The sequence below is a fragment of the Xanthomonas theicola genome, from assembly GCF_014236795.1.
Lineage (GTDB): Bacteria > Pseudomonadota > Gammaproteobacteria > Xanthomonadales > Xanthomonadaceae > Xanthomonas_A > Xanthomonas_A theicola.
This window is the reverse complement of record NZ_CP049017.1, coordinates 2,321,341-2,347,016: the sequence shown is the minus strand read 5'-3', so window position 1 is coordinate 2,347,016 and position 25,676 is coordinate 2,321,341. Positions and strand designations below refer to the sequence as shown.

Sequence of the window (25,676 nt, the reverse complement as noted above, 5' to 3'; positions counted from 1 at the left end):
CGTGACCGCGCGCTCAACCGCGCTTGCGCGGCTTGCGGCGCGTCGGCTTCTTGCCGATGCTGGCGCTGGGGGTGTGCTGTGCCGCCAGCACGCCGTCGTCGTGCATCTGCTGCAGCCACGACAACGTGTCCACGTAGGCAAGGAACTGTTGCAGATAGCCTGGCGACAATCCGCGCATCAGCGCGAGCGAGCGATGCACCAGCACGCCGGAGTTCAGCGGCCCGGCGCCGGCCGGGGCCTGCTGCAGCGATTGCCGCAGCCGGCTTTCGCCGTGCAACTCGGCCCAGAGCCTGCGCGCCTCATCGAGCGCGGGCAGCTGCGGAAACGGCGGCGCGGCGGCATCCGTGCTGGCATCCAGGCGCATCGCGATCGCGTCCAGGGCCTGCGCGTTGCGCGCCGCCAACCGGTCGTTGATCGCTTCCTGGCGCGACAGCGCATCGTGCCAGGCTTGTTTGGCGCCATCGGCGGTGGCGTCCAGGCGCGCCGACACGGCGTCCAGCAGGCCGCCCGAGCGCGTCTCGAAGCGGTCTCCGAAGCCTTGCAGCGCGCTGCGCAGGTCCTGGACCAGCGTCTGGTTGGTAGTTCGCTGCCCGGTCAGCGCAACGTCCCAGGCTTGCGTGACGCGCGCAGTGGCGGTCTCGAAGCCGCTGTTCAGCCCGTCCAGCTGCTGTTGCACGGCCTGGCCGACGCGCTCGTGCAGCGTGGCGGTGTCACGCGCCAGGCCGTCCAGCGTGGCCTGCACCAGCGGCTGCAGCGCGGCGCCGAGTGCACGCGCGTTTTCGGCCACGCCGGCCTGCAGCGATTGCTCCACCGCGCCGGCCAGGCGCGTGTAGGCGGTCTCGGTCCTGGCGTGGAAGGCGTCCTGGTTGCTTGTCAGGCGTTCGCCGCTGGCGGCGCCTTGCTGTTCGATGCTCGCCGCCAGCGTCTGGAGCCGGTCGATCAGTGCCGGCATCCATTCGGTTTGCCGTTGCAGCAGCTTGAACGCTTCGCTGCGCTGGAATGCCTGTGAATGGATGTGCAGCGTGGTCGCGATGGCCAGGTCGAGCAATTGCACCGCCTGCAGCCGCTCGTGCCGGCACAACGCGGCGAGCAGGCCGAGCATCGCCGAGCTGGCCACGCCGGCGATCGAGGTGCCGAACGCGAAGCCCAGGCCCTTGACCGGTGCGGCCAGCGAGTCGCGGATGGCCTGCAGGTCGGTCGCACTCTCCAGCGCCAGGCCGGTGCCGCGCAGGGTCGCCATCATGCCCAGAAAGGTACCCAGCATGCCAAGCAGGACCAGCAGGCCGACCAGGGACGGGGTCAGTCCCGGCGCCGGCAGGGCGACGCGCTCGCCCTCGATGCGCAGGCGCACCGCGTTGCGCAGGCTCGGATCCAGGCGTTCGAGCCAGCGGCCCAGCTGCGACTGCGCCGTGCCGGCGTCGGTCACGGCGTGCGCCAGGGTGGCGGTGGCCTGCCGGTAGCGGTATAGCTCCAACGCGCCGGCCACGTAGCAGGCGCCGATCAGCGACGCGAAGCCGGCTCCGAGCGGATTGGAGCCGAGGTAGCCCGCGCCGATCCAGCACACGGCGGCGAGGCCAGCCAGGAAGATGGCGGAATGGAAGATGGTCTTGGACATGATGTCCCAGTCAGCGGGTGCGAAGCGCTGCGAGCAGCCCTTCGATGGGGTGAAAGCGGACATCCAGTTCGGCGCGCAGGACGTTCTGCATGTCCTGGCGGAACACGTCCAGCCATGCGCCGGCGGGCGTCGCCTGGGGCGGTTGCGCCGGGTGCGCGTCGGCGGGCGGGCGCTGCGCGGCCTCGCGCAGCCGTTCGAAATGCTGCCCCAGCAGCGCCGGCACGGCGGCCAGTAGGGTCTGCTCGCGCGGGCTCAGGGTCAACTCCATGACCGCGTCCACCTCCGCCAGCCGTGCCATGTCGGCCGAGCAGTGCGTCAGCAGATCGCGCAGCTGGCCGCGCAAGCGGCCAGTGGCGGTCAGCATCGCCCGCTGCAGCGCCAGATAGCGTTCGCGCAACGGCGCGTAGTCGATCGCAGCGCTGCTGTCGGCATCGCGATCGGCGCGGCACAGCGTGGCCTGGCGCTGGCTGCCGGCATCGGCGGCGTCGGAGATGGCTTGCTCCAGCGCGTCGCGCGCCCGCGCGCAGGCGTCCGCGCCCGCATCGGCGCCCGTGTCCGCGCCGGGCGTCGCGGCATCGATGGCGGGCAGCCCGCCGTCCAGCGCCCTGGACAGGGCGACGGCGCGCGTCCAGTCGATCCATTGGCCGAGCCGGTCGGCCAGCGCAGCGCCGGACGCTGCGACGTCGGCCTCGCTCAGGCGTGCGAGGAGGCGAATGAACGCCGGGCCCGGGACAGGCGGCCGTGGAGGAGCGTTGGCCATGCTTCTGGTCAAAGCGCGCGATTTTACACGTCAATGGCCGGCGCGGCCGGGGCCGGCCCGCTGCCGTGCCGAAAACCGCCGCGCCGCCGCGGCGCGCTGCCGGTGCCGGCAATCGGCGCGGGGTCCTGCGCGCCGACCGGGACCCGGTGGTGCCACAGCCGGGGTCATGGCCCAGGGTCATGGCCGGGCCTGTGGTCTGGCTCGGCGCCCGCCCGCGCCGCAACGGCTGTTCGCCGCGCAGGATCGGGCGCGCAGGATCGGGTACGGATCGAGCGATCCGCCCTTCCACCACTGCCGTTCCGGACCCAGCCGGTGGATCTCGAAGTGCAGGTGCGGCGCGCCCGGATCGGCGTTGCCGGCGCTGCCGACATCGCCGTGTGCGCAGCCGGGTCAATCTGCCGCGGTCTGGCGCAGCGCATAGGCGAGCAGGCACGCTTGCACCCGTTCGCCGAGGCCGCGCGGCGCCTGCAATGCCATGCGCTGCAGGCACGCCGGGTCGGCGGCGGCACGCCACAGCAGCGCTCGCGCCACGGTCGCCAGTCTGGCGCCGGCGCCGGTGGTGTTGCGCTTCAACCAGGCCAGCGCGCGCAGCAGGCGCTGTTCGACCTCGGTGAAGTCGCTGCCCAGCGGATAGTCGGGCAGGGTGCCGTCGGCGCGGAACGGCGCCAGCGCCGCGCGCACCCGCTCCAGACGGTTGCGCTGCCATTGCGGCGGCGCGACGAAACCGGCGCCGAGCTTGCGCGCCTGCCTGGCCTGTTGCAGCAGCGCCGGCTGGAAGGCCGCGTCGGCCAGGCCGGCCATCGCCACCACGCAGTCCTCGTCGGTCATGCCGCGCAGGTCGGCGATGCCGTACTCGTCGAGGTAGATGTCGCGCAGATGGCGTGGGATCGTGGTGTGGCCGTAGTTCCAGCGCACGTTGGACTGCAGCGCGGCCGCCTCGCCGCGGGTGGCGCGGAACATCAGCACGCTGCGCGCATCGTCCAGCGCGTGCGCCATCGCCACGAAGTTGTACTGGCCGCCGACCCCGGACACCACGCGGCCGTCGTCCAGCGCATCGGACACCGCCGCGCCCAGCGCGGTGGCCATCATGCACGAGTTGAAGAAGCGCGCCTGGCGCCGCTGCCGCCGGCGCAAGGTCTCCGCGCCATAGAGCTGGTTGATCTCGCTGATGCGGCGCATGCCGATGGCGGCGCGCGCGTCCGCGTCCATGTCGCGCAGCCAGGCATAGAACTCGGGCGAGCCGAGGTAGAACGCGCCGTGCAGGTACTCGCCGTCGCGCTGCAGCCGCGCGTGGTCGCCAGCGTCGGCGGTCCCGTCGGCCACGCGCTGCATCAGGTCGGCGTCGTCGAGCACCTTGCGCCGGATCACGCCGCACTGGACCAACTGGCGGAAGCCTTCGTTGAGCATCTCGCTGCAGCCGAACAGGCCGATCGAGAACGGTGCGAGCCCGCCGCAGTCGCGCACCGCCGGGTGTGTTTCCAGCGCCGGATCCAGCGCCGCCAGCAGTTGCCGGTAGCGCGCGTTGTCGGTATGCCGCAGCACCAGCGCGTGGCACAGCGCATCGGCCAGCGCGCCGATGCCGATCTGCAGCGTGCCGCCGTCGCGCACCAGCGCGCTCGCGTACAGGCCGATCGCGTAGTCGGCGTCGGCCACCGGTTGCCGCGGCAGCCCGAACAGGCGCGGATACGGTCCCGGCGGGCTCACCACCACGTCGAAGAACGCCGGCGCCACCGCCGCGCAGCCGCCGATCCACGGCAACTGCGGATCGACCTCGGCGACCAGCAGCGGCCGCGGCAGGCCGCGCCGGCGCACCGCGTCCAGCGTGTCCTGGGTGATGTCGTTGTTGCACGAGAACGACAGCCGGGTGCCGCCGGGCTCGCGCGCCACCTTCTGCACGATCAGGTTCGGCGCGCGCTGCGCCACCGCGTCGGCGGCATGGGTGTAGTTGAGGCTGGTGTAGCCGCGCTGTGCCTGCGCCGATTGCAGCAGCGCGCCGGACTGCATGTAGAACTCCTCGACCTGGATGTGCGCCGGCAGCGCATCGCGCTGCAGCGCGTGGATGTACTTGAGTTTCGGGAAATCCTCGCCGAAGTGGCGCTGCACGAACGGGCGCAGGAAGCGGCCTTGCAGCCCGCCGCCGGGCGCCGGCGGGTTCAGCGACAGCGCGGTGTAGATCTGCATCGGCCGCGCCGGGTCGGCGGCGACCCGGTCGTACAGCGCATTGAGTAGCCGGTGCGGCTTGCCGATGCCGAGCGGGGCGCCCACGCGCAACGGGCCGGGAATGCGGTGCAGGATCAGGTCGGCAGCAGCGTCGAGGTCGTCGAGGTGTTCGGTCATCGGCATAGCTTAGGCGAGCCGCCGCGGTTGCATGCTTCACAGAGATTCCATTTACTCGTGCAATCGAAAAATTACAGGCGTAAACGTCATGCCGATCAGCGATGCCGAAGCCGTGGTGATGGACGTGCTGTGGAACCGGCACCCGCTCAGTGCCGAGGAGGTGTTCGCCGCCCTGTCCGGGCATGGCGGCTGGGCCGAGCCCACGGTCAAGACCTTGCTCAACCGGCTGCTCAACAAGGGCGCGATCCGTGCCGACAGGCAGGGGCGGCGCTATCTGTACGCGCCGCTGCTCGAGCGCGGGCAGTGGGTGCGGCAACAGAGCGAAGGCCTGCTCGAACGCCTGTTCGGCGGCCGCGTCGCGCCGCTGGTGGCGCACTTCAGCGAACGCGGCAGGCTCAGCGATGCCGATATCGCCGAACTCAAACGACTGATCCAGAAACTGGACGATGAGCCAGGAACTGGGCGATGAGCGTTGAACCTTTCGCAGCGGGGGTGTGGGCCACGGCGCTGTCCGGCAGCGCGGCGATCGCGGCGGTGTTGCCGTTGCGCGCGCCGTTGCGGCGGCTGTTCGGGGCCGGCATCGCCTATGCGCTGTGGAGCGCGGTGCCCTTGGCGATGCTGGCCTGGCGATGTGCGCCCGGCGCGGTTGGCGCTGGCGATGCCGCAGGTCTGGTGGGTGTAGCGCAGGGGATGGATGGCGCAGCTGCTGCGATGTCGATGGCGGACGACCCTGTCGCGCTGTGGATGGCCGCGCTGTGGATGCTGGGCGCGGCGGCGATGGCCGCCACGTTGTGGCGGCAGCAGCGGCGCTACCGGCGCAGCCTGGGGCGGCTGTCGCAGGGCGCCGATGACGTGCTGTACGCGCAACATGCGCTGCACGGTCCGTTGGTGCTGGGCGCCTGGCGCCCGCGCGTGGTGGTGCCGATGGATTTCGCGCCGCGCTATCGGGCGGCGCAGTCGGAACTGGTGCTGGCCCGCGAGTGCATGCATATCGCTCGCGGCGACACCCGCTGCAACCTGCTGCTGGCGGCGTTGCGCTGCGTGCACTGGTTCGACCCGTTGCTGCACTGGGCCGCGGCGCGGTTTCGCTTCGACCAGGAACTGGCCTGCGATGCGGCGGTGCTGGCGCGGCATCCGGGTTCGCGTCGCAGCTACGCCGAGGCGATGCTGCAGACCCAGCTGGATGCGATCGCATTGCCGGTCGGCTGCCATTGGCAGGCCGGGCGGACCTTGCGGCACCGGATCGGCATGCTGCAGCGGCCGGCGGTGCGCGGTCGGCGGCGGCGTGCCGGCATCGTCCTGGCGACGACGACGGCCGTGTGCGGCGGGGTTGCGGCATGGCCGCTGCAGCCGTTGCAGGCGTCCGCGTTGGCGGGAAGCGACATCGCGCCTGCGTTGTCGACGGCGCAAGCGCGGAACACGGGTCCGCTTGCGGGGACTGCATCCGCGTTGGGCGTGGCGCCGGCCGGCGGCCAGAAGCGCCTGCCGATGGCGATCGCTGCGGCAGCCGGCGCTGCGTCCGCGTCCGCCAAGCGCGCAACCACGTCCGCCACATCGTTGTTCATGCCGCCGCCGGCCTATCCGCCCGATGCGTTGCGCGAGGGCGTCTCGGGAAAGCTGGCGCTGTTGGTCAGCGTGGACGAGGCCGGTACCGCCAGCGATGTGCAGTTGCTCGGGCATGGCAGCGGCAATGCGGCATTGGACCAGTCAGCGATCACGACCGCCAGGCAGTGGCGCTTCGTTCCGGCACGCGAGCATGGGCGGGCGGTTGCGTCGCGGCTGAAAATACCGGTCACCTTCGAATCCGGGATTGAGCCTGTGGACGCGCCGCCGGGGGGAGCCAAGGCATCGGACCATATCTGGTATCTGCTGGATGCGGAAACAGGCGATGCGCGCGAGCACACCTGCGATATCGTCCAGTCCAATGGCCAAGGCCCGTCCCGGAGCCTGTACTGCGGCATGCTCGTAAAGACGGCCGAGCGATGAGCATGGGGCGGCTCGGCCTTGCCTATCTGTGCCTGTGCTTGGCCAGTTGCACCAGCCAGCCGCTGCGCGAGCAGGCGCAGCGGCTGGACTCCGTAGACCAGCGCTTGCTCGCGCTGCGCGCCAGCGCGGCGCCCGGCGGAGCGATCGCGGCCTACACGATGCAGCCGCAGCAGGTGTTCCGCATGCCGCAGCCGCTGGACGCGGCCACCGGCAACTGCCGGCCGATTCGCCGCGGCGCACGCTGCCGCCGACTACCGTGTGCGTACGCGTGATCCTGTCGGTGCAAGGCGCCGTGCAGCGTAGCGAGCCATTGAACGATCGCCAGGAATGCAGCGCCGGCGCGCTGGCGGACAACGCCGATCTGTTGCAGGCGGTGCAGCGCGACATCGCGCGTTGGCGCTTCGTGCCTGCGGCGATCTGCACCTGCGCCGATCCGGCGCAGCGGCCGACGGCGGAGGGACGCTGCGACGATGCAGTGCCGGTGGAGGAAGTGCCAGTGACGCTGGCCCACGCGTTCACCTTCGAGGTCCGCGAGGGCAAGGCCAGCGCGCAGGCCGGGCGGATGGGCGGCCGCGGCGCGTGCTGAGCGCTGGGACGCTTTCCTCCCGGCTGTTGCACCGTTGTGGGAGAGGCTCGGGCTCTCCACCGCCGCACTGTCATGGCCGCTACAGCATCTCCGGCTCGAACAGGCGTCGCCGCGAGATTTCCGTGCCGGACAGCATGAACTTGCCGTCGCCGCGGTAGTGCAGGGTCCTGGGCAGTTTCGGCGAGGTGGCGACGTGCGCCTTGACCACTTCCCAGACGAACAGGTTATGCCTGGCGATCCGGCTGCCGTCGTGCAGGCGGCATTCGAAGCTCGCGTAGCACTCTGCGATCAGCGGCGCATCGACCTGCGTGCCGGCTGCCGCGGTCAGGCCGAAGTGGGCGAACTTGTCGAGCTGCGCGCCGCTGCTGTTGCCGATGCCCACCACTGTATCGACCAGGTCCGCGGTCGGCAGGTTGATCGTGCATTGCTTGCTGCGCCGGACCAGCTCGAAGCTGCGGTTGGCGCTGGAAATGCAGCAGGCGATCAGCGATGGCGAGAATTCCAGCACCATGTGCCAGCCCATGGTCATGATGTCGCGCTGGCCCTTCCACGCCGAACCGACCAACACCACCGGGCCCGGTTCCAGGAACCGGCGCACCTGGTCGAGCGGGAAATCGTGCTTGCGGTAGCGGCGCATGGGCGCATCCTCGCGGCGGTGGCGATGGCACAGTCTGGCCATCGGCGGTGAATGCGGCGTCGGCCTGCGCCACCGCCTCTTCCGATCGCGGCAACCGACCCTAGTCCAGCCGATGGATCGCATCGGCGATGCGTTCCACTTCCTCGGCCTGGTGGCTGACGTAGAGCATCGGCAGGCGCACTTCGTCGCGCACGCGCTGCAGGTACGGGATTAGTTCGCCGCGGCGCTGCGCGTCCAGCGCCGACAGCGGTTCGTCGAACAGCAGGATCGCCGGCTGCGCCAGCAATGCGCGGCCGATCGCCACGCGCTGCGCTTCGCCGCCGGACAGGTTGCCCGGGCGCCGCGGCAGCAGCGCGGCGATGCCGAGCAGCTCCACCACCGCATCGAAGCCGAAGCGCTGGATCTGCCCGCGGCCGTGGCGGCCGTAGCCGAGGTTGCGGCGCACGTCCATATGCGGGAACAGCCGCGCGTCCTGGAACACGTAGCCGATGCGGCGGCGGTGGGTCGGCACGTCGATGCCGGCATCGCTGTCGTAGAGCACGCGCTCATCGATGACGATGTGCCCGCCGCGCGGCCGCAGCACGCCGGCGATGGCGTTGAGCATGCTGGTCTTGCCGACCCCGGAGGGACCGACCAGCGCGACCACGCGTGCCTGTTCCTCGATCCGCAGGCGGCGCTGGAAGCGGCCGCGCTGCACCTCGATGTCGATGCTCAGCATCGGCGCGCGCCCCCGTGCGGCGAACGCGGCACGACGCGGGTTGGCGCCGCGGACCGCCGGTGCGCAGCGGCGAGCAGCCGGCTCATGCGTCCGCCTCCGGCCCGCGCTGGCGCCGCACCAGCCATTCGGACAGCAGCAGCGCGCCTAGCGAGATCGCCAAGGCCACCGCCGCCAGCCGCCAGATGCCCGATTCACCGCCGGGGACCTGCAGCAGGCCGTAGATCGCGGCCGACAGGGTCTGGGTTTCTCCCGGGATGTTCGACACGAAGGTGATGGTGGCGCCGAATTCGCCCAGCGCCTTGGCGAAGGCGAGCGCGGCGCCGGCGACCAGCCCCGGCCAGGCCAGCGGCAGGGTGATGGTGAAGAACACGCGCCACGGCGCGGCGCCGAGCGTGGCCGCGGCCGCCTCCAGGCGCCGGTCGGTGGATTCCAGGGCCAGGCGGATCGCGCGCACCATCAGCGGGAAGCCCATCACCGCGCTGGCCAGCGCCGCGCCGGTCCAGCGGAACGCGAACTGCACGCCCAGGTGCTCGCGCAGCCAGGCGCCGACCGCTCCCTGCGTGCCGAGCACGATCAGCAGCGCATAGCCGGTGACCACCGGCGGCATCACCAGCGGAAGATGCAGCAACGCATCCAGCAGCGACTTGCCGGGAAAGCGGCGCCGCGCCAGCAGCCAGCCGCAGGCCACGCCGAACGGCAGGCTGCCCAGCGCCGCGACCAGCGCGACCTTGACGCTGAGCGCGATCGCGGTGAGTTCCTGCGGGGTGAATGCGAACAACGCGACCGGCTCAGGGTGCCAGCGAAAAGCCGCGGCGCTGGAAGATCGCCTGTGCCGGCGCGGTGCGCAGCCAGCGCACGAAGTCGGCCGCGGCCGGGTGCTTGCTCGCGCGCAGCGTCGCCACCGGATACACGATCGGCGCATGGCTGTCGGTGGGGAACACCGCCACGACCCGCACCTTGGAGTCGGCCTTGGCGTCGGAGCCGTAGACGATGCCCAGCGGCGCTTCGCCGCGTGCGACCAGCATCAGCGCGGCGCGCACGCTTTCCGATTCGGCCAGCCGCGCCTGCACGCCGTCCCATTGCCCGAGCTTGCGCAACGCGGCGCGCGCGTACTTGCCGGCCGGCACGCTGTCGGTCTGGCCGACCGCGAGGCGGCCCTGCGCACCGAGCGCGGCGGCGATCGCGCCCGGCTTGCGCAGGTCCAGCTTGGCCGCGCTGGCCGCCGGCGCGACCAGCACCAGGGTGTTGCCGAGCAGGTTGCGGCGCTGCGCCGGATCGACCAGCCGGCGCTGTTGCAGGTAGTTCATCCATTCCAGGTCGGCGGAGAGGAACACGTCCGCCGGCGCGCCCTGTTCCACCTGTCGCGCCAGCGCCGAGCTGGCCGCGTACGACACCTGCACCGGGGTGCCGCTGGACTGCCGGTAGGCGGCGGCCGCCTCGTCCAGCGATTCCTTGAGGCTGGCGGCGGCGAACACGGTCAGCGGCGCGGAGGTGGATTGCGCCCACGCCGGCGGCATGGCCACGGCCATGGCGAGCGAACACAGGCACAGCATGCTGCGTAGCAGGCGGGACGACATGGCGAGGCTCCTGGAGCGTGTTATGAACTTCAAGCCGGTCCGGCTAGTGTATGCGATGGGATCTCGCCGCCCGTCCCCGACCGACGTTTCCGAGATGGCGATCGCCAGTGCGGATGGTGTCCTGGCGCTGGTGCGCGCAGATGCGAACTCACTGGTTCATGATGCACTGGCGCCGCTCGCAGAGTGGGGCTGGATGCTGGCCGTTCTGTTGCTCGTGGGCACTGGCGCATTCCTGCGCTTGACGTGGTTTGCCCCCGATTTCCCCATGCTGTAGTTCTACCCGCCGCTGGACAGAGAGTTGCGGGAGCGGGAGCGCAAGCTTTGCGATGGACTGTGACGCCACGCGCGATTTTTCTGGGTGCGGTTTGCAGGCGATTTTTGGAAAGGAGCATGGGCCGGACAGGCGGCCAAATGTCTACTCCCGTCGCGCACACGACTCGTAGAGTCGGTGGTTCTGACATGAGCCGCGGATGGTCGAATGGCCGCTGCAAAGCACATCGCCAAGGGAGCCTTGCTGAGCGCGGCCTACTGCGCCGCATTCCTCGTGGCTTGGCGCTGCTCCGTGGATCAATGGTACCTGCCGGCGGGACTGCGGGTGGCGGCGCTGTTGTTCCTGCCGTACCGGTTGTGGCCGTACCTGCTGCTAGGCGATGCAGCGGCCTTGTTGATGATCCGCGTGCCGATGGCGCAAGAACAAGGCGCCAGCCCGTTGTGGTCCTATCTGAGTTCATTGCTGCTGATGCCCTGCGTCGCGCTGATGGTGCATACCGCGCGACGCTACATGCCGCGGCTGCTGGACCAGTAGTACCTGCTGCTGCCTGTCTCGCTGGTGCTGGCGCTGTGGAGCACGCTGTGCAACCTGACGTTGAACGCCCTGTTCGAGGGCTACACCGCCCTGACGCCATTGGAGGCGTTGACGCGCTACTGGCTTGGCGATTACCTCGGCATGCTGATGTTCATCCTGCCGGCCGTCCTGTGGCTTCGGCGCGAGGATCGTGAGGCGGCGCCTCCCTGCCTGCTCCGGGACGGGATCCTGGGCATGAGCGCGGTCGCGGCCCTGTTCCTGGTGGCGGGCCTGAGCCACGACCGCCTCTCGCACCAACTGCTGATGTTCTTGATGATCCTTCCCTCGATCGCGCTGACGTTGCTGCACGGGTGGCGCGGCGCGGCGATCGGGATCGTCCTGGCCAACGTCGCCACCGGGATCATGCTGCCCGACGCGATGACGCTGGCCGCGCAACACGCCGATGCATTCCGGGTGCAGGTGCTGCTCGCCGCCGCTGCCGCGGGACTCTTCGTGTTCGGCTCGCGTCTGTCCACCGCCTTCGAGCGCGCGCGTCGCTTTGGCGATGCGCGCGAGGAGGCCCTGCAATTCGCGCAGGCGAGCTATCTGCAGGCCGAGCGCGTCCTGCGGCGGCGCGTGGTCGAGTACACCGACATCAATGTGCACGTCAACAAGTTGCGCAAGGACATCGTGGCCTACCTGCGATCCAAGGGCCAGCATGCCGCGGCGATGGAAATGACGCGCACCGGGCTGATCCAGGCGCAGCTGCTCGACGAACACGTGACTGCGCTGTATCCCTTGGGCATCGAGACACAGGGCCTCTACGACATCCTGCAGTCGCCTGCGTGCGGCAATCTGTGCAATACCGAATTCCGGTGTCGCCTCCACGGCGATCCCAAGCGCCTGTCGCTCGGCTTGCAGCTGGTGGCCTACCGCTGCGTGCTCAACGTGGTCGAGACGCTGCCGTCGGCGTGCAGGCACATGCTCGGTGCCAGGGTGTGGCGGGTGGGAGGCAAGCAGGGCATCGCCATCAAGGTGATCGCGGATGCATTCCTGCCGGATCCCGTGCGTCGTGGCAATCCCGATGCAGACTGGGAGCTGGCGGCCAGGCTCAAGACGCATGGCGGCACCTGCCGGCGCCGCCATGCATACAGCTTGAGTTTCCTCGTGTCCGAATCGGTCGGCGAAGGGATCAATGTGTCGCAGTGACGACCCAGGCGTCGCCGGCGGTGTTGGGCACAGCGCGTACCGTGAAGCGCGATGTCCGATACGCGACGGTGCCGTGTAGGCCGGCGTTCTTCGCCGGCAACACGACCCGCGCAACATCCTTGCCCATCGGCAGGACCCACAGAGTGTCCTTGATCTGGCCGACCCCGGCGCGAACCGTGCCCGTCAGGTCGTTGATCTGCAGATAGGTCACGCCATCGCGCTCGAACTCGTAGATGCGCCATGTGGGATCCAGCGCCAGGTTTTCGGCCTTGGGCGCACGCTCGCCCAGTCCGGTGACCGCCACCGCAGCGCCATGCCCACCATCCGGACAGCATGCCTGTGCGACATTGACGCCAGCCAGGAGAGCGCCGGCCGTCATGCCGGCGAACGTCAGCCGAGTTTTTGCCTTGATTTCCATGACGCGTCCTTTCCACTGGATGGGGAGTCTGTGCCTGCATTCCAGGCGCGACCAAGGTACGCGGTTTTGGCCGGGGAGTCGGTTGACAAACGCTCCCGGTTTCGCAGGCGCGACGCCGCGCAATCGCGGCACCAGGGGTTCTGCGCGCAGGGGATTGGCGCAGGGTGATGACCCGATATTGGCCGTGGTCGCGGTAGCGCTGCCCCTTCTTCTCGAAGTCGGCGCAGAGCCTGTCTTCGCCGCAGGGAACCAGATCGGCCCGTGCAACGCGGTCCAGGGACGCGATTCCGGCCCGGCGCTGTTCGGCCTGGGCCAGCGTCGCCCTGGCGCTGTAGTGCACGTTCCCCACGCCGCACAATCCCGTGACGGCCGCCGCCCGCATGGCAACGGATCCCATCCACATGCCGCGCATGGCCGTGGCTTCCAGGGAGTGCTGCGCTTGAGTACCTGCAGTGGCTGGGAGATCACGGCCATCACCGGGCCATGGCGGGTCTTTACCTTGGCCGATGTGTCCGATCCCAGCGACTGCATCGCCGTCGCCTGTTCCTTCGCTTCCTGCATGGCCTTCCTCCAAGTGCTCACTGATTGGCACGCTATTTCGGCCGAGAAGATCGTCACATCCTGCAGCCCGAAGGCCGGTCGCGAACGTCCGGGTTGGAACTGGACGCGATTCATTGCCATGATCCGACCTGTGCACGGGAACTTGCCGCCAAGGTGCAGCCTTGCCGCCGTTGCGCCGGCCGGATGGAAACGGTTGCAGGCATTCCCGTGAAGCAATGGCCGGCATTTGCCGCGATATACTGTCCGCTTTCCCCGTGCCATAGGAATTCCATGAGCATCGAACGGCTTGCCGAAACCGCCCAGGCGATGGTCGCCCCGGGCAAGGGCATCATCGCGATCGACGAATCCACCAGTACGATCGCCAAGCGCTTCGCCGGCGTCGGCATCGAGAATGTCGAGGAGAACCGGCGCGCCTATCGCGAACTGCTGCTGACCGCGCCGAAGCTGGGCGATCACATCTCCGGCGCGATCCTGTTCGACGAGACCATCCGCCAGAAGACCAAGGACGGTGTGCCGTTCCCGAAGTACATGGCCGAGCACGGCATCATTCCCGGGATCAAGGTCGACAAGGGCGCGCATGCGCTGGCCGGCATGCCCGGCGAGCTGATCACCGAAGGCCTGGACGGCCTGCGCGCGCGGCTGGAGGAGTACTACAAGCTCGGCGCGCGTTTCGCCAAGTGGCGTGCGGTGATCACCATTGGGGAGGACACCCCGTCGGGCGTGTGCATCGAGACCAACGCGCATGCGCTGGCGCGCTATGCGGCGCTGTGCCAGGAGCAGGGCCTGGTGCCGATGGTGGAGCCGGAAGTGCTGATGGACGGCGACCACGACATCGAGACCTGCTACGAGGTCACCGAGGCCACGCTGCGTTCGCTGTTCGGCGCGCTGTACGAGCAGAACGTGGTGCTGGAAGGCACCATCCTGAAGGCGTCGATGGTCATCGCCGGCAAGGACTGCGACGAGCAGGCCAGCGTCGAGGAAGTGGCCGAGTCCACCGTGATGTGCCTGAAGAGCACCGTGCCGGCGATCCTGCCTGGCATCGTGTTCCTGTCCGGCGGGCAGACCGACGAGCAGTCCACCGCGCATCTGAACGCGATGAACCGGCTGGGCAACCTGCCGTGGCCGTTGAGCTTCAGCTACGGCCGTGCGATGCAGCAGGCCGCGCTGAAGCTGTGGTCGCAGGACATGAAGGGCAATTTCGCCAAGGCGCAGCAGGTGGTCTTCGAGCGTGCCAGGGAAAATGGCCTGGCCGCGCTGGGCAAGTGGCAGGACTGAGTCCGGCCGCGCCGCAGCGAAGAACGCCGGCACCGCCGGCGTTCTTTCGTTGGGCCGTCGCGTTTCCCTGCGGGGAAGGTGGCGGACGCGACGGACGCGCACCGGTGCGGTAGGCGCGGCCGGTTGCTACGCTCGCCCGCTGCCGACAGCGGCGGGGCGGGTGCCCACCCCACCTGGGCCTGCGTCGCCTGCATCCACCAGACCTGCCGCAGCGCCTGCGTAGGCCTTGTACGCCGCGTCGCCGTACGCGACCAGAATCACCCGCTTGGGCACCGCATGCGCGCGCTGCCAGGCGGTGGTTTCGGCGACCGCGATGCGTGCCCCCCTGGTGCAGCGGGTAGCCGTAGACGCCGCAGCTGATTGCCGGGAACGCCACCGAGTGCAGGCCCATCTGTTCGGCCAGGCGCAGCGAGCGCCAGTAGCAATTGGCCAGCAGCGCCGGCTCGTCGTGGGCGCCGTCGCGCCATACCGGGCCGACCGCATGCAGCACATGGCGTGCCTTGAGCCGGTAGCCGGCGGTGGCGCGGACCTCGCCCACCGGGCAGCGCACGCCGGGCTTGGCCTCCGGCAACAGGCGGCATGCCTCGAGCAGCTGCGGGCCGGCGGCGCGATGGGATCGCCCCGTCCACGCCACCGCCGCCCAACAGCGATTCGTTGGCGGCGTTGACGATGGCGTCCACGTCCAGTTCGGTGATGTCGCCCTGCCAGATCTCGATCTTCATGAGGCGATCTTATGGCGTTCCAATGACGGAAACCCAGGCCGGCGTGGGGGGCATGTCGTTCAAAGTCCTCGTTGGGGATGATCATCCCCTGATCGAGGCGTCCACGGGAATTGGACCAGGACAGAAGCCCCCCGCGGTCGCCGCCGGCCATCCGAAAGGGATGGCAGCAGGCGGCTCCGGGTGGCCTGGGGCCATCCGCCGCGACGGGCGGCCTGCGCGGTTACGGCAGGCCGGCCAGCCAGTCGTCGTCGGAGCCTTCGTTGAGGTCGGCGAACAGCGGCGTGGAGAAGTAGCGCTCGCCGGTGTCCGGCAGCATCGCCAGGATCACCGCGCCGGGCGCGGCGGTCTGGGCCACGCGCAGCGCGGTGGCCACGGTGCCGCCGCCGGAGATGCCGGTGAAGATGCCTTCCTCGGCGGCGAGGCGGCGCGAGACGGCGATGGCGTCGGTGTCCTCCACGCTCAGCACGTCGTCGTAGACCTCGCGGTTGAGCACCTCGGGCACGAAGTCCGGGGTCCAGCCCTGGATCTTGTGCGGTTTCCACTCCTGGCCTTGCAGCAGCGCCGCGCCGGCCGGCTCGGTGGCGGTGATGCGCACGTCCGGGCGCGCCACGCGCAGCACGTCGCCGACGCCGGTGAGGGTGCCGCCGGTGCCCCAGCCGCTGACGAAATGGTCCAGCCGGCGGCCGGCGAAGTCGCGCAGGATCTCGGCGGCGGTGGTGCTGCGGTGGTAGGCCGGGTTGGCCGGGTTGGCGAACTGGCGGGCCAGGAACCAGCCATGCTGCCGGGCCAGTTCCTCGGCCTTGCGCACCATGCCGCTGCCGCGCTCGGCGGCCGGGGTCAGGATCACCTTGGCGCCGAACGCGCGCATCAGCTTGCGGCGCTCGATCGAGAACGTCTCCACCATCGTCGCCACGAACTTGTAGCCGCGCGCGGCGGCGACCATCGCCAGGGCCACGCCGGTGTTGCCGGAGGTCGCCTCGACGATGGTGTCGCCGGGCTTGAGCAGGCCCTTGGCCTCGGCGTCGAGCACGATCGCCAGCGCCAGGCGGTCCTTGACCGAGCCGCCGGGGTTGAACGCCTCGACCTTGACGTACAGGCTCACGTGCTCCGGCGGCAGGCGCTGCAGCTTGACGATCGGGGTGTGGCCGATGGTGTCGAGGATGGTGTCGTAGAGGGCCATGCGCAGGGTCTCCGGAAAGGGATGAGGGGGTCAGGCGGCGTTGGCCAGGGTAGGTGCCGCCGGCGTCGGGGAAGGTGAGGGCGGCGCGGCCAGCGGGGCGGCGCCGAACCAGTGCAGCGCGGTCGCCAGTGCGGCCACCTCGCCCAGGATCAGCAGCGCCGGCGAACGCACCTGGTGCGCGCGGGCAGTGTCGGGCAGGTCGGCCAGGGTGCCGACCACCACGCGCTGTTGCGGACGCGAGCCGTTCTCCACCAGCGCGAACGGGGTGCCGGCGGCGCGGCCGGCGTGCAGCAGGCGCTCGCGCACCGTGTCCAGCCCGGCCACGCCCATGTACACCGCCAGGGTCTGTCGCTCCTGTGCCAGCGCGGCCCAGTCCAGGGTGTCGCACGATTCCTTGCAGTGCGCGGTGGCCAGGCGCAGCGACTGCGCGTGGTCGCGATGGGTCAGCGGAATGCCGGCATAGGCCGCGCAGGCCAGCGCCGCGGTGATGCCGGGCACCACCGCGTAGGGCACGCCGTGCGTGCGCAGGCATTCCAGTTCCTCGCCACCGCGGCCGAACACGAACGGATCGCCGCCCTTCAGCCGCACCACGCGGCGGCCGCGACGCGCATGCTCGAGCATCAGCGCGTGGATCTGCTCCTGGCGCATGCTGTGGCCGCCGGCCGACTTGCCGACTGCGATCACCTCGGCGCCCTGCGGCAACAGACGCAGGATCGCCGCGCTGACCAGGCGGTCGTGCAGGACCACGTCGGCGCTGTGCAGCGCGCGCAGCGCATTGAGCGTCAGCAGCCCGGGATCGCCGGGACCGGCGCCGACCAGGGTCACCGTGCCGGGGCGCACCGCATGCGCCGCCGCCGCGGCGGGCTCGGCGATGCCGGCGCCGGCGTCGCCCGGCGCCGACTGCGCCAGCACCCGCCGCGCGGCGGCCGCCTGCAGCGCCTGCCGGTTCAGCGCCGGCTCGTCGCTGGCGGCGATCAGGTACCAGGCCGCATCCAGCCAGGCGGGCTGGAAGCGGCCGCGCAGCCACTGGACGCGGCCGGCGTCGGCCCAGGCCTGCAGCGCCGGGGTCAGCGTCGCCGCGCCCAGCTGCGGCGTGGCGCCGGCGGCGAGCAGCGCCTGCACCTGGTGCTCGGCGGCGGTACCGCCGCCGAGCACCAGCACGGGCCGGCCGCGCAGATCCGGGTACAACGCAATCGGGGCAGGACTCACGGCGGTGGCAACGCAGGAAGGCAGGGGAAGGGATGACGGTAGCGCCGGCTTATAGCCACCGGAAATGACTTCATGCGTCTGCCAGATAGCGTTCGATTATAAGGTGGAGGGCCCATTTCCACTAAAGTCGTGGCTGCTTCCGCCAGGCGGCGCCTCGCCCTCGCTCCGATGACGCTGACCCAACTCCGCTATCTCGTCGCCATCGCCGATGCCGATCTCAACATCACCCTGGCGGCGGCGCGCGTGCACGCCACCCAGCCGGGGCTGTCCAAGCAGATCAAGCAACTGGAGGACGAACTCGGCTTCCTGCTGTTCGTGCGCAAGGGCCGCAGCCTGGAGGCGGTGACCCCGGCCGGCCGCGAAGTGATCGAGCACGCCCGCACGGTGCTGGTCGAGGCCAACAACATCCGCACCTACGCCGCCAACCAGCGCCGCGAGAGCCAGGGCCAGCTGACCCTGACCACCACGCACACGCAGGCGCGCTTCGTGCTGCCGCCGGCGGTGGCGCAGATCAAACAGGCGTATCCGCAGGTCAGCGTGCACCTGCAGCAGGCGGCCGAGAGCACCGCGTTGGACCTGCTCAGCCAGGGCGATGCCGACATCGCCATCGTCAGCACTGCCGGCAGCGAGCCGGGCGCCGGCATCGCGGTGCCGCTGTATCGCTGGCGGCGGCTGGTGCTGGTGCCGCGTGGGCATGCGCTGGACCTGCCGAAGCGGGTGCCGGACATGGCCGCGCTGGCGGTGCAGCCGCTGATCAGCTACGAATCCTCGACCCGCTCCGGCTCCTCGCTGCAGCGCGCCTTCGGCCGGCTCGGGCTGGAGCCGAGCATCGCACTGACCGCGCTCGACGCCGACCTGATCAAGACCTACGTCCGCACCGGCCTCGGCGTCGGCCTGCTGGCGGAGATGGCGGTACACGCGGGCGATACCGACCTGCGCGCCTGGCCGGCGCCGCCGGACATCCCCGAATGCATCGCCTGGGCGGTGCTGCCGCGCGACCGCGTACTGCGCGACTACGCGCTGGAACTGGTGCACGTGCTGGCGCCGCAGATCGATACCCGCGACCTGCGCCGGGTCGTGGAAGGCAACCAGGAACCGGACTGGCCCACCCCGCCGAGCTGGGAAGAACTGACCCAGACCATCACCAGCTGAGTGGGCGGGTGTCGCCTGAGCAGTGCCTCGGCGCCACCGCGCGCACCGGATTGGATACCCGGGACACGCAGAGGCCGGCAGACCAGGGACAGGGCGCCGTACCGTCGCCGCCCGATCCGAGCGCGCTCCCACGCACGCCGCAGACCCGGCCGGTTCGGGACGGGCCGGCGGCGAGCGCGTGTCCACGGCCGAGTGCCGGACACCCGCCCGCCGGCAGCCGCCAGTGTCTTGCGGCGTGGACGATCGCGCGCGATACCGCCTGCACGCATTGGCGTGGCGCGCTGAGAGGGCCAGGCGCTGTCCGGGGATGGAGCGGCATGCGGTGATCGGCTAAAGGCGGTTTCGGAGCCTTGGCGGCGCTGCGTACCGATACCGACGATGCCCGCTACTTTCGCCAAGCGCAGTCCACCGGCGCCAAGGACACGTTCGATTTCGGCACCGATTCCAACCTCGGCTTGCAACTCAATGCCAAGGCCAACGACCGGTTGTCGGCGACGCTGCAGATCGTGAGCAAACGTCGCTCCAAGGTCGACGATTCGACCCGGGTCGAATGGGCGGAGGTGTATGGCATCGCCGGGGTCGATCTGTTCACCGGCGTGGATGTCAGCTATGCGCACGACCCGGGCGACGGCACGCTCAAGTTCTCGGCGCTGGCCAGTCGTACGGACTTCGCGCTCGATCTGAATGTCACAATTCCCGGCTTTATCTCCAAGGTCGACATGAAGCGCACGCGCGGTGCAAACCTGAGCTGGGAAAACGACTGGCTGAACCTGCGCGCGACGCGCATCGAGGGACATTCGGTGCTGCCGGCGATTGTCGGTGGCCAACAGATCAAGTACCCGTTCCAAGGTGTCAGCGCGATCGTCAACCGCAACAACCTGCTGCTGCAGGCCGAATACGCGACGCGTCGGGCGACAGGAGTGAACAATGCGACAGATAACGATGGCTGGTACGTGTTGGGCGGCTACCGCCTTGGCCAGTTCCAGCCGTTTGTCGGTTATTCGAAGCAGGATCCAACCCGCGCCGCGTCGCTCGTCAACGACCAGCGCCAGAGCACCAAGTCGCTGGGCGTTCGCTGGGATTTCCATCGCTCGTTGGCGCTGAAGGCGCAGTGGGACATCGGCGAGAGCAACCGCGTGCTGTCGGCGGTGGGGCGCGGCGATTTCACTCAGCGCGTCGAAGCCGACCTGCCAGGCGACCTGGCCGACCTCAAGCGCGGCGTCAACGACAGCGCCGCCAGCGTGCAGCGCACGATGGATGCGCTGGATGCAGTCATGGACGCGGCTGTCGGCGGGCGATTTCGCCGCACGCATGAGCCCGGACGTGCAAGGCGAATCGCGCGATGAGCCTGCTGCAGTGCTCGCTGGACGAACTCGAGCTCAGCCTGTCGGCCACCGCCGAGGGCGACTTCAGCCATCGCATCGATATGGCGTTGCCGGGCGACCTGGGCGCGCTCAAGCAGGCGGTCTACCAATCGCTGGATGCGCTCGAGCAGGCGTTCGGCGACATCAGCGCCACCACCGGCGCGCTGGCTCAGGGCGATCTCACCCGGCGTATGCGCGGCAACGACGCGGGCACGTTGCGCGAGCTGGCGCAGAGCCTCAACGCCTCGCTCGACAGCCTGTCGCGGGTGATCGCCGAGGTGGCCGAGACCGCCGCCGACGTCGGCCTGGGGGGTCAACGAGATCGCGGCCGGCAACGCCGATCTCTCGGTACGCACCGAACGCCAGGCAGCGGCGCTGGAGCAGCGTACGGCGAGCATCACCGGCCTGCTCGAATCGTCCCGGCAATCGGCCGAGAACAGTCGGCAGACCAGCGAGCTCACCCACAGCGCCTTGCTCAGTTGGCGCGATGGTGCCGAGGTGGTGGGCAAGGCCGGCCAGTCGATGACGCAGATCAACAGCTCGAGCAAGCAGATCGGCGACATCATCGGGCTGATCGACTCGGTGGCCTTCCAGACCAACCTGCTGGCCCTGAACGCGGCGGTGGAGGCGGCGCGTGCCGGAGACTACGGCCGCGGATTTGCGGTGGTTGCCGGAGAGGTGCGCAATTTGGCGCACCGCGACCTCGGCCAAGGACATTCGCAACCTGATCGGCGAATCCAACCAGCGCGTTGCCGAAGGCACCGGCCTGGTGGGTGCGACCGGCGACTGGCTCGATGCCATCAACAGGTTCAACGAGCGCGTCGCCGCGCTGTCGCAGGAAGCGGCGGCGGCGCAGGTCCAATCGGCGGGGTTGCAGGAGTTGAGCCGCGCGGTCACCGACCTGGAGGCGGTGAACCGGCAAAACAGCGCGTTGGTGGAATTCCAGCGATACCTTGCGCGAGCGCGCGCAGGTGCTGCAGAAGACGGTCTCGCGGTTTCGCTTGCAGGCCCCGCCGACGCTGCGCGCGGTGCTTGCGTAAGCCACGCCGCCCGGCGCCGGCGCGCGGCATCGCGCCGGGCCACAGCGTGGCGCCGCCGCGCGGCGTGTCCAGCCCTCTGTGTATCCGCCGGATCTGGCGCGACAGCGCGTGATCCACCTCGCCAGTACAGCGGCCGGGTGTTGCTGGACATGGCTACGCGGGCTACGGGCCGCTGGCCAAGGCGCGCGTGGCGTGTCCAGCCGCATAGCTGCGCAGTGCGTCCAGGCGCAGCGCTTCGTTGCGGGGCTTGGCGGCGCAGTGGTCGCGGCCGGCGGCGGGTTCGACAGGAGGCATGCGGCACGGCTCGGCGGCAACGAGCCGACCATCCTGAGGCAAGTTCGCGCCGTTTTGGGGCGCTGCGTTCGCGCTGGCGGCGGGCGGCAGGTAGGGCGCAGCCGCGGCCATGCGCGCGGTCGGTGCGCCGCCGCCGCCGGCTCCGCCGCTCACCGACATGGCACGCACCGCGTTGGCGGTGCGCAGGCGCTCGACTAGACTGCCGCGATGATCCGTCGCCGCCAGCCAATGCCGCTGTGGGAAGCGCTCGCCGTCCTGGCGATGGCGCTGATGCTGGCTGCGCCGCTGCTGAGCCGCTGGCAACAGGCACGCTCCGGCGATCGGGCCGCGGCGGCGGGTCCGCTGTGCAGCAGCCGCGGGTTGCAATCGCTCCCGCCGTTGCCGGTGGTACCGGTTCCGGTCCACCCGGGCACCCACGACGGCGCCGGCCTGCCACACGCGCCGGCCTGCGACTACTGCCTGCTGGCCGCGCGCCTGCTGCCCGTGCTGGCGCTGGTGCTGGTCGTGCTGCGCTGGTTGCGGCATCCCGCGCCGCGCGCTGCGCCGCGTCCGCCGGCGGCGCAGCGCGGAATGTGGCGTGCCCATGCGGCGCGCGGTCCGCCGTTGCGCTCCTGAAACACGAGTGGCTGTTCTTCGTGCCGTGGCGCTGCCGCGGCGCGTCTTCGTGTCGATGGAGCCTGCGATGACCCGTGCTTCCCTCATGCCGCGTATGGCGGCATGCTGCTGCGCCTGCCTGGCGCCCGCCGCCGCCGTGTCGGCGTATGCCGCCGCCGCCGCGCCGCCGCCGCCGGCCGGCGATCCCGCGCTGACCCTGGGCAAGGTCCAGGTCAGCGCCGATGCCCTGGCTGCGCCCACCGCGCGCAGCGTCTTGAGTTCCGTGGACGTCCTGGGCAGCGACCTGCTGCACGACCAGCACGTCGACCACAGCTGGGAGCTGCTGCTGCGCGCGCCCGGCGTGCAGGTCACCCAGTTCAAGATGGGCACCGATGCCGGTCGCTTCTCGTTCCGCGGCTTCAACGGCGAAGGCCGGGTCAATGCGGTCAAGCTGCTGATCGACGGCATTCCCAGCAACGACAACGCCGGCGGCATGCCGTACCTGGATGCGGTGTTTCCGCTGGACATCGCCGCCATCGAGATCGTGCGCGGCACCAATGATCCGCGCTACGGGTTGAATGCCATCGCCGGCAGCGTCGACGTACTGACCCGCAGCGGCGGCAACGACGGCCGCGTCAGCGTCGCCGCCGGCAGCTTCGGCACCCGCGAGGTGCAGGCCAGCCAGGGCATCGAACGCGGCGGCTGGAGCCAGAACTGGTTCGCCGCCTGGCGTGCCAGCGACGGCTACCGCGACCATGCCGACGCGTGCCAGCACGCCTTTGCCGGCAAGTGGTTCTATACCGCGCCGGACGCGCGCTGGCGCGCAGGGCTCAGCGCGCGCGACTACCGCAACGCGGCGCTGGAAGCGGGCTACCTGGATGGGGTCGGCGCGCAACGCGCGCCGCGCAGTTCGCCGGAGCATGCGCGCGACGATCGCAGCGTGCGTCGGACCGGACAGGTGGGCCTGCATCTGGACGCGCAGTTGGCGGACACCGTGCAGGGCAGCGTCAAGCTGTACTGGAATCGCTACCGGAACCAGCGTTGGGTGCGCTTCACCGCCGCCGGCGCGCAGCAGGAGCGCGACACCGACGAGACCCAGCGCGGCTTCCTGGCCAAGGCCAGCTGGCGTCCCGAGGTGGACTGGGCGAGGTCGTTCGCGCTGGAAGGCGGGGCCGACGCGCAATGGCAGGACAACGCTTGGCAACGCTATCGCACCGTGGCGCGCACGCGCACGGCCACCTTGCGCGATTGGGATTTCGACCTGGCCACGCGCGGCGCCTACGTGCAGGCGGTGATCCGTCCATTCGAGCGCTTGCAGCTGGTGCCGGCCTACCGCGTGGACTGGGTCGACGGCAGTTTCCGCGACCGGCTCGGCGGCGCGCGCTACCCGGTCTACGCCTACGGCGCGATCGAGCAGCCCAAGCTCAGCGCGCTGTTCGCGCTGACCGTGCAGACCAGCGCCTACGCCAACCTCGGCCGCACGTTCCAGATCGGCAGCGGCAACGACGCCTACCGCAGCCGGCCCGGCAACCTTGCCCCGTCGTACAACGACGGTTGGGAAGCCGGACTGAAGTTCGCCGACGGCAAGCGGCTGGAGGCGCGCATCGCCTATTGGGAACAGCGCGCCTCCGATGAGGTGGCGACTATTCTCGGGGTCGATGGCAGCGTCGGCGGCAGCGAGGTCGGCAACGTCGGCAAGACCTTGCGCCGCGGCTGGGACGCGCAGCTGAACCTGCGTGCGGACGAACGCTGGACGCTGTGGCTGGCGTATTCGCGGCAGCGTGCGGTCATCCTCACCCCCGACCCGGGCGCGCCTGCCACGCGCGGCAAGGAGATCGAGAACGTGCCGCACTCCCTGGCCACCGCCGGCATCGACTGGCAGGCCACGCCGCGGCTGAAGCTGTCGGCCTGGGGCAATGCGCAGGGCGACTACTACGTGGAGCGCAGCAACACGCTGGGCCGCTACGGCGGGTATGCGCTGGCCAACGTCGGCGCGACCTGGGCGTGGCGCGCGCAGCGCGAGCTGTCGCTGCAGCTGAAGAACCTGAGCGACCGCCACTACGTCTACGCCTGGTACGACAGCGGTTCGTCCGGCGACTCGCCGGGCGACGGCCGCGCGCTGTACGCCAGCCTCAGCTGGTGCTGGTGATGGCTACGCCGAACCCGAACGCGGCGGCGCCGGCGCGGTTCCACCGCGCGGTGTGGCGCTGGCATTTCTACGCCGGTCTGCTGGTATTGCCGCTGCTGGCCTGGCTGGCGCTGACCGGCGCGGCCTTCGTCTATCAGCAGCCGATCGACGGCTACTTCCATCGCGCGCTGAAAACGGTCGCGGTGCCGGCGCAGGCGCAGGCGGTCGCGCCGCAGCGGCTGGTCGCCGCGGCGCTGGCGGCGCAGCCGGGGCAGGCGCTGCGCTATGTCACGCCGGCGCGACGCGACGCATCGGTGGAGGTGACCGTGGGCACGGCCGGGGGCCGCCGCGTGTTGGTGTACGTGGATCCGTACCGGGCGCGGGTGCTGGGCAGCCTGCCCGAGCACGGCACGGTGGCGTGGACGATCCGCCGCCTGCACAGTCTGGCCCTGGTCGGGCCGTGGGCCAGCGCGCTGATCGAAGTGGCCGCCGGCTGGGCGATCCTGCTGGTGTTGACCGGGGTCTACCTGTGGTGGCCGCGCGGCCGCCGCGGTGGTGTCACCGCCGTGCGCGGACGGCCGCCGCAGCGCGTGTTCTGGCGCGACATGCATGCGCTGACCGGCAGCGTGGTCGGGGCGATGCTGCTGTTCCTGGCGCTGACCGGGATGCCGTGGTCGTGGTTCTGGGGCGAGCAGGTCAACCGCCTGGCCAACGGCCATCACTACGGCTATCCGGCCGGCCTGCGCGTGGACGTGCCGATGTCCACGCAGCGCTTGCGCGACGAAGAAGTGCCGGCCTGGTCGCTGCGCCAGGCGCGGCTGCCGCAGTCGCAGCTGCCGCAGGCTGCGTCGATGCCGATGCCGATGCCGATGCCGACTGTTGCGCCTTCCGCGGCAGGCGTGGCGGACAACGGCAACGACGTGCATGCCGCGCATGGCATGGCGATGGAGACGCCGCCGCCTTGGGGACCCGGCGCGATCGGCCTGGACGCGGCGGTGGCGCGGTTGCAGGCGCGCGGCATCGCCGCCGGCTACAGCGTGGCGCTGCCGCGCGGCGTGCGCGGCGTGTATACCGCGTCGGTGTATCCGCCGGACCTGGCGCAGCAGCGGGTGATCCACCTCGACCAGTACAGCGGCAAGGTGTTGCTGGACATGCGCTACGCCGACTACGGACCCATGGCGAAGGCATTGGAATGGGGCATCAACGTGCACCTGGGGCAGCAGTACGGCACGTTCAACCAGCTGCTGCTGATCGCCTCGTGCCTGTGTATCCTGCTGCTGTGCGTCAGCGCCGCGCTGATGTGGTGGAAGCGCCGGCCGGCCGGCGGATTGGGCGTGCCGCCGCTGCCCGCGGACCGGCGCACGCTGCGCGGCGTGCTGGCGCTGCTGGCGCTCGGCGGCATGCTGTTCCCGCTGGTCGGGGTGTCACTGCTGCTGATGCTGGCGCTGGACTGGTGGTGGGTGCTGCGGCGCGAGTGAGGTGGTGCGGCTGGCAGGCTTGGTTGGGCTTGCCGAGTGCGCTGCAGGAGCG

22 protein-coding genes and 5 pseudogenes are annotated in these 25,676 nt (G+C 70.4%); 14 read left to right on the top strand and 13 right to left on the bottom strand.

The window, feature by feature from the left end:
• Positions 1-13: 13 nt before the first annotated feature.
• The 4 genes and pseudogenes from G4Q83_RS10860 to G4Q83_RS10850 form a co-directional block, all read right to left on the bottom strand.
• Positions 14-1,615 carry a DUF2894 domain-containing protein gene (locus tag G4Q83_RS10860; protein WP_211288262.1) on the bottom strand — a complete coding sequence of 534 codons (1,602 nt, stop codon included), beginning with the start codon at positions 1,613-1,615 and terminating at the stop codon, positions 14-16.
• Between the two features lie 10 nt (positions 1,616-1,625).
• Positions 1,626-2,375 carry a DUF3348 domain-containing protein gene (locus G4Q83_RS10855; protein WP_128419277.1) on the bottom strand — a complete coding sequence of 250 codons (750 nt, stop codon included), beginning with the start codon at positions 2,373-2,375 and terminating at the stop codon, positions 1,626-1,628.
• Positions 2,376-2,552: 177 nt separating this feature from the next.
• A pseudogene (locus G4Q83_RS23310) lies at positions 2,553-2,750 on the bottom strand (hypothetical protein); the annotation flags it as partial.
• 15 nt (positions 2,751-2,765) lie between these two features.
• Complete coding sequence (locus G4Q83_RS10850; RefSeq protein WP_128419276.1) at positions 2,766-4,718, bottom strand: acetyl-CoA hydrolase/transferase C-terminal domain-containing protein; 1,953 nt, start codon at positions 4,716-4,718, stop codon at positions 2,766-2,768.
• A gap of 82 nt (positions 4,719-4,800) precedes the next feature.
• Here G4Q83_RS10850 and G4Q83_RS10845 point away from each other — a divergent pair, with 82 nt between their 5' ends.
• The 3 genes and pseudogenes from G4Q83_RS10845 to G4Q83_RS10835 all read left to right on the top strand — a co-directional run bounded on the left by G4Q83_RS10845 (position 4,801) and on the right by G4Q83_RS10835 (position 7,284).
• A complete protein-coding gene (locus G4Q83_RS10845) occupies positions 4,801-5,181 on the top strand; it encodes a BlaI/MecI/CopY family transcriptional regulator (protein ID WP_128419275.1) in 381 nt (126 codons plus the stop codon).
• Positions 5,178-6,698, top strand: a complete 1,521-nt coding sequence (locus G4Q83_RS10840) for a TonB family protein (RefSeq protein ID WP_128419274.1) — start codon at positions 5,178-5,180, stop codon at positions 6,696-6,698. Before G4Q83_RS10845 ends, G4Q83_RS10840 begins: the two co-directional genes overlap by 4 nt.
• Positions 6,695-7,284, top strand: a pseudogene (locus G4Q83_RS10835) (hypothetical protein). The gene G4Q83_RS10840 and the pseudogene G4Q83_RS10835 overlap by 4 nt, the downstream one beginning before the upstream one ends.
• Positions 7,285-7,363: 79 nt before the next feature.
• Here G4Q83_RS10835 and G4Q83_RS10830 read toward each other — a convergent pair.
• The 4 genes from G4Q83_RS10830 to modA all read right to left on the bottom strand — a co-directional run bounded on the left by G4Q83_RS10830 (position 7,364) and on the right by modA (position 10,168).
• The gene (locus G4Q83_RS10830) at positions 7,364-7,921 is read right to left on the bottom strand and encodes a flavin reductase family protein (RefSeq protein ID WP_128419273.1); all 558 of its coding nucleotides are present in this window, start codon (positions 7,919-7,921) and stop codon (positions 7,364-7,366) included.
• Between the two features lie 100 nt (positions 7,922-8,021).
• Entirely contained in the window at positions 8,022-8,639 is a 618-nt protein-coding gene (locus G4Q83_RS10825) for an ATP-binding cassette domain-containing protein (RefSeq protein ID WP_128419272.1), read from the bottom strand.
• Between the two features lie 82 nt (positions 8,640-8,721).
• Positions 8,722-9,417: a molybdate ABC transporter permease subunit gene (gene modB, locus G4Q83_RS10820; protein ID WP_128419271.1), complete on the bottom strand. Its 696-nt coding sequence runs from the start codon at positions 9,415-9,417 to the stop codon at positions 8,722-8,724.
• Between the two features lie 10 nt (positions 9,418-9,427).
• Complete coding sequence (gene modA, locus G4Q83_RS10815; RefSeq protein WP_246432383.1) at positions 9,428-10,168, bottom strand: molybdate ABC transporter substrate-binding protein; 741 nt, start codon at positions 10,166-10,168, stop codon at positions 9,428-9,430.
• 70 nt (positions 10,169-10,238) lie between these two features.
• Here modA and G4Q83_RS10810 point away from each other — a divergent pair, with 70 nt between their 5' ends.
• Together G4Q83_RS10810 and G4Q83_RS10805 are read left to right on the top strand one after the other, a co-directional pair.
• Complete coding sequence (locus G4Q83_RS10810) at positions 10,239-10,490, top strand: hypothetical protein (RefSeq protein WP_128419269.1); 252 nt, start codon at positions 10,239-10,241, stop codon at positions 10,488-10,490.
• Between the two features lie 204 nt (positions 10,491-10,694).
• A pseudogene (locus G4Q83_RS10805) lies at positions 10,695-12,209 on the top strand (MASE1 domain-containing protein).
• Here the strand turns inward: G4Q83_RS10805 and G4Q83_RS10800 are convergent.
• Positions 12,193-12,627, bottom strand: coding sequence for a hypothetical protein (locus G4Q83_RS10800; protein WP_128419268.1), 435 nt, complete (start codon positions 12,625-12,627; stop codon positions 12,193-12,195). The pseudogene G4Q83_RS10805 and the gene G4Q83_RS10800 overlap by 17 nt on opposite strands.
• 178 nt (positions 12,628-12,805) lie before the next feature.
• Between G4Q83_RS10800 and G4Q83_RS10795 the strand changes: the two genes are divergently transcribed.
• Positions 12,806-13,399 carry a hypothetical protein gene (locus G4Q83_RS10795; protein ID WP_185817397.1) on the top strand — a complete coding sequence of 198 codons (594 nt, stop codon included), beginning with the start codon at positions 12,806-12,808 and terminating at the stop codon, positions 13,397-13,399.
• Between the two features lie 59 nt (positions 13,400-13,458).
• Positions 13,459-14,463: a class I fructose-bisphosphate aldolase gene (locus G4Q83_RS10790; protein ID WP_128419267.1), complete on the top strand. Its 1,005-nt coding sequence runs from the start codon at positions 13,459-13,461 to the stop codon at positions 14,461-14,463.
• Positions 14,464-14,589: 126 nt separating this feature from the next.
• Here the strand turns inward: G4Q83_RS10790 and G4Q83_RS10785 are convergent.
• The 3 genes and pseudogenes from G4Q83_RS10785 to cobA all read right to left on the bottom strand — a co-directional run bounded on the left by G4Q83_RS10785 (position 14,590) and on the right by cobA (position 17,574).
• Positions 14,590-15,185 (bottom strand): annotated as a pseudogene (locus tag G4Q83_RS10785) (O-acetyl-ADP-ribose deacetylase).
• A gap of 220 nt (positions 15,186-15,405) precedes the next feature.
• On the bottom strand, positions 15,406-16,365 hold the full coding sequence (gene cysK / locus G4Q83_RS10780) for a cysteine synthase A (RefSeq protein WP_128419266.1): 960 nt from the start codon (positions 16,363-16,365) through the stop codon (positions 15,406-15,408).
• Positions 16,366-16,395: 30 nt separating this feature from the next.
• Complete coding sequence (gene cobA, locus G4Q83_RS10775) at positions 16,396-17,574, bottom strand: uroporphyrinogen-III C-methyltransferase (protein ID WP_128419265.1); 1,179 nt, start codon at positions 17,572-17,574, stop codon at positions 16,396-16,398.
• Between the two features lie 168 nt (positions 17,575-17,742).
• Here cobA and G4Q83_RS10770 point away from each other — a divergent pair, with 168 nt between their 5' ends.
• From G4Q83_RS10770 to G4Q83_RS24595, 4 genes and pseudogenes are all read left to right on the top strand, one after another.
• Positions 17,743-18,726 (top strand): LysR family transcriptional regulator, encoded by a 984-nt coding sequence (locus G4Q83_RS10770; protein WP_128419264.1) that lies wholly within the window; start codon positions 17,743-17,745, stop codon positions 18,724-18,726.
• Positions 18,727-19,076: 350 nt separating this feature from the next.
• Positions 19,077-20,072 carry a hypothetical protein gene (locus G4Q83_RS10765; RefSeq protein WP_128419263.1) on the top strand — a complete coding sequence of 332 codons (996 nt, stop codon included), beginning with the start codon at positions 19,077-19,079 and terminating at the stop codon, positions 20,070-20,072.
• Positions 20,069-20,296, top strand: a pseudogene (locus tag G4Q83_RS24600) (HAMP domain-containing protein); the annotation flags it as partial. The gene G4Q83_RS10765 and the pseudogene G4Q83_RS24600, both read left to right, overlap by 4 nt.
• Positions 20,297-20,612: 316 nt before the next feature.
• Complete coding sequence (locus tag G4Q83_RS24595) at positions 20,613-21,242, top strand: methyl-accepting chemotaxis protein (RefSeq protein ID WP_425480283.1); 630 nt, start codon at positions 20,613-20,615, stop codon at positions 21,240-21,242.
• 50 nt (positions 21,243-21,292) lie between these two features.
• On the opposite strand, the gene G4Q83_RS24095 is transcribed toward G4Q83_RS24595, so the two are convergent.
• Positions 21,293-21,424, bottom strand: a complete 132-nt coding sequence (locus G4Q83_RS24095; RefSeq protein WP_281402001.1) for a hypothetical protein — start codon at positions 21,422-21,424, stop codon at positions 21,293-21,295.
• A gap of 207 nt (positions 21,425-21,631) precedes the next feature.
• Between G4Q83_RS24095 and G4Q83_RS10750 the strand changes: the two genes are divergently transcribed.
• From G4Q83_RS10750 to G4Q83_RS10740, 3 genes are all read left to right on the top strand, one after another.
• Positions 21,632-22,039 carry a DUF2946 family protein gene (locus G4Q83_RS10750; RefSeq protein ID WP_185817396.1) on the top strand — a complete coding sequence of 136 codons (408 nt, stop codon included), beginning with the start codon at positions 21,632-21,634 and terminating at the stop codon, positions 22,037-22,039.
• Positions 22,040-22,133: 94 nt separating this feature from the next.
• Positions 22,134-24,167 carry a TonB-dependent receptor gene (locus G4Q83_RS10745; RefSeq protein ID WP_425480284.1) on the top strand — a complete coding sequence of 678 codons (2,034 nt, stop codon included), beginning with the start codon at positions 22,134-22,136 and terminating at the stop codon, positions 24,165-24,167.
• Positions 24,167-25,624 (top strand): PepSY-associated TM helix domain-containing protein, encoded by a 1,458-nt coding sequence (locus G4Q83_RS10740; protein WP_128419261.1) that lies wholly within the window; start codon positions 24,167-24,169, stop codon positions 25,622-25,624. Before G4Q83_RS10745 ends, G4Q83_RS10740 begins: the two co-directional genes overlap by 1 nt.
• The last annotated feature ends 52 nt before the right edge of the window (positions 25,625-25,676 follow it).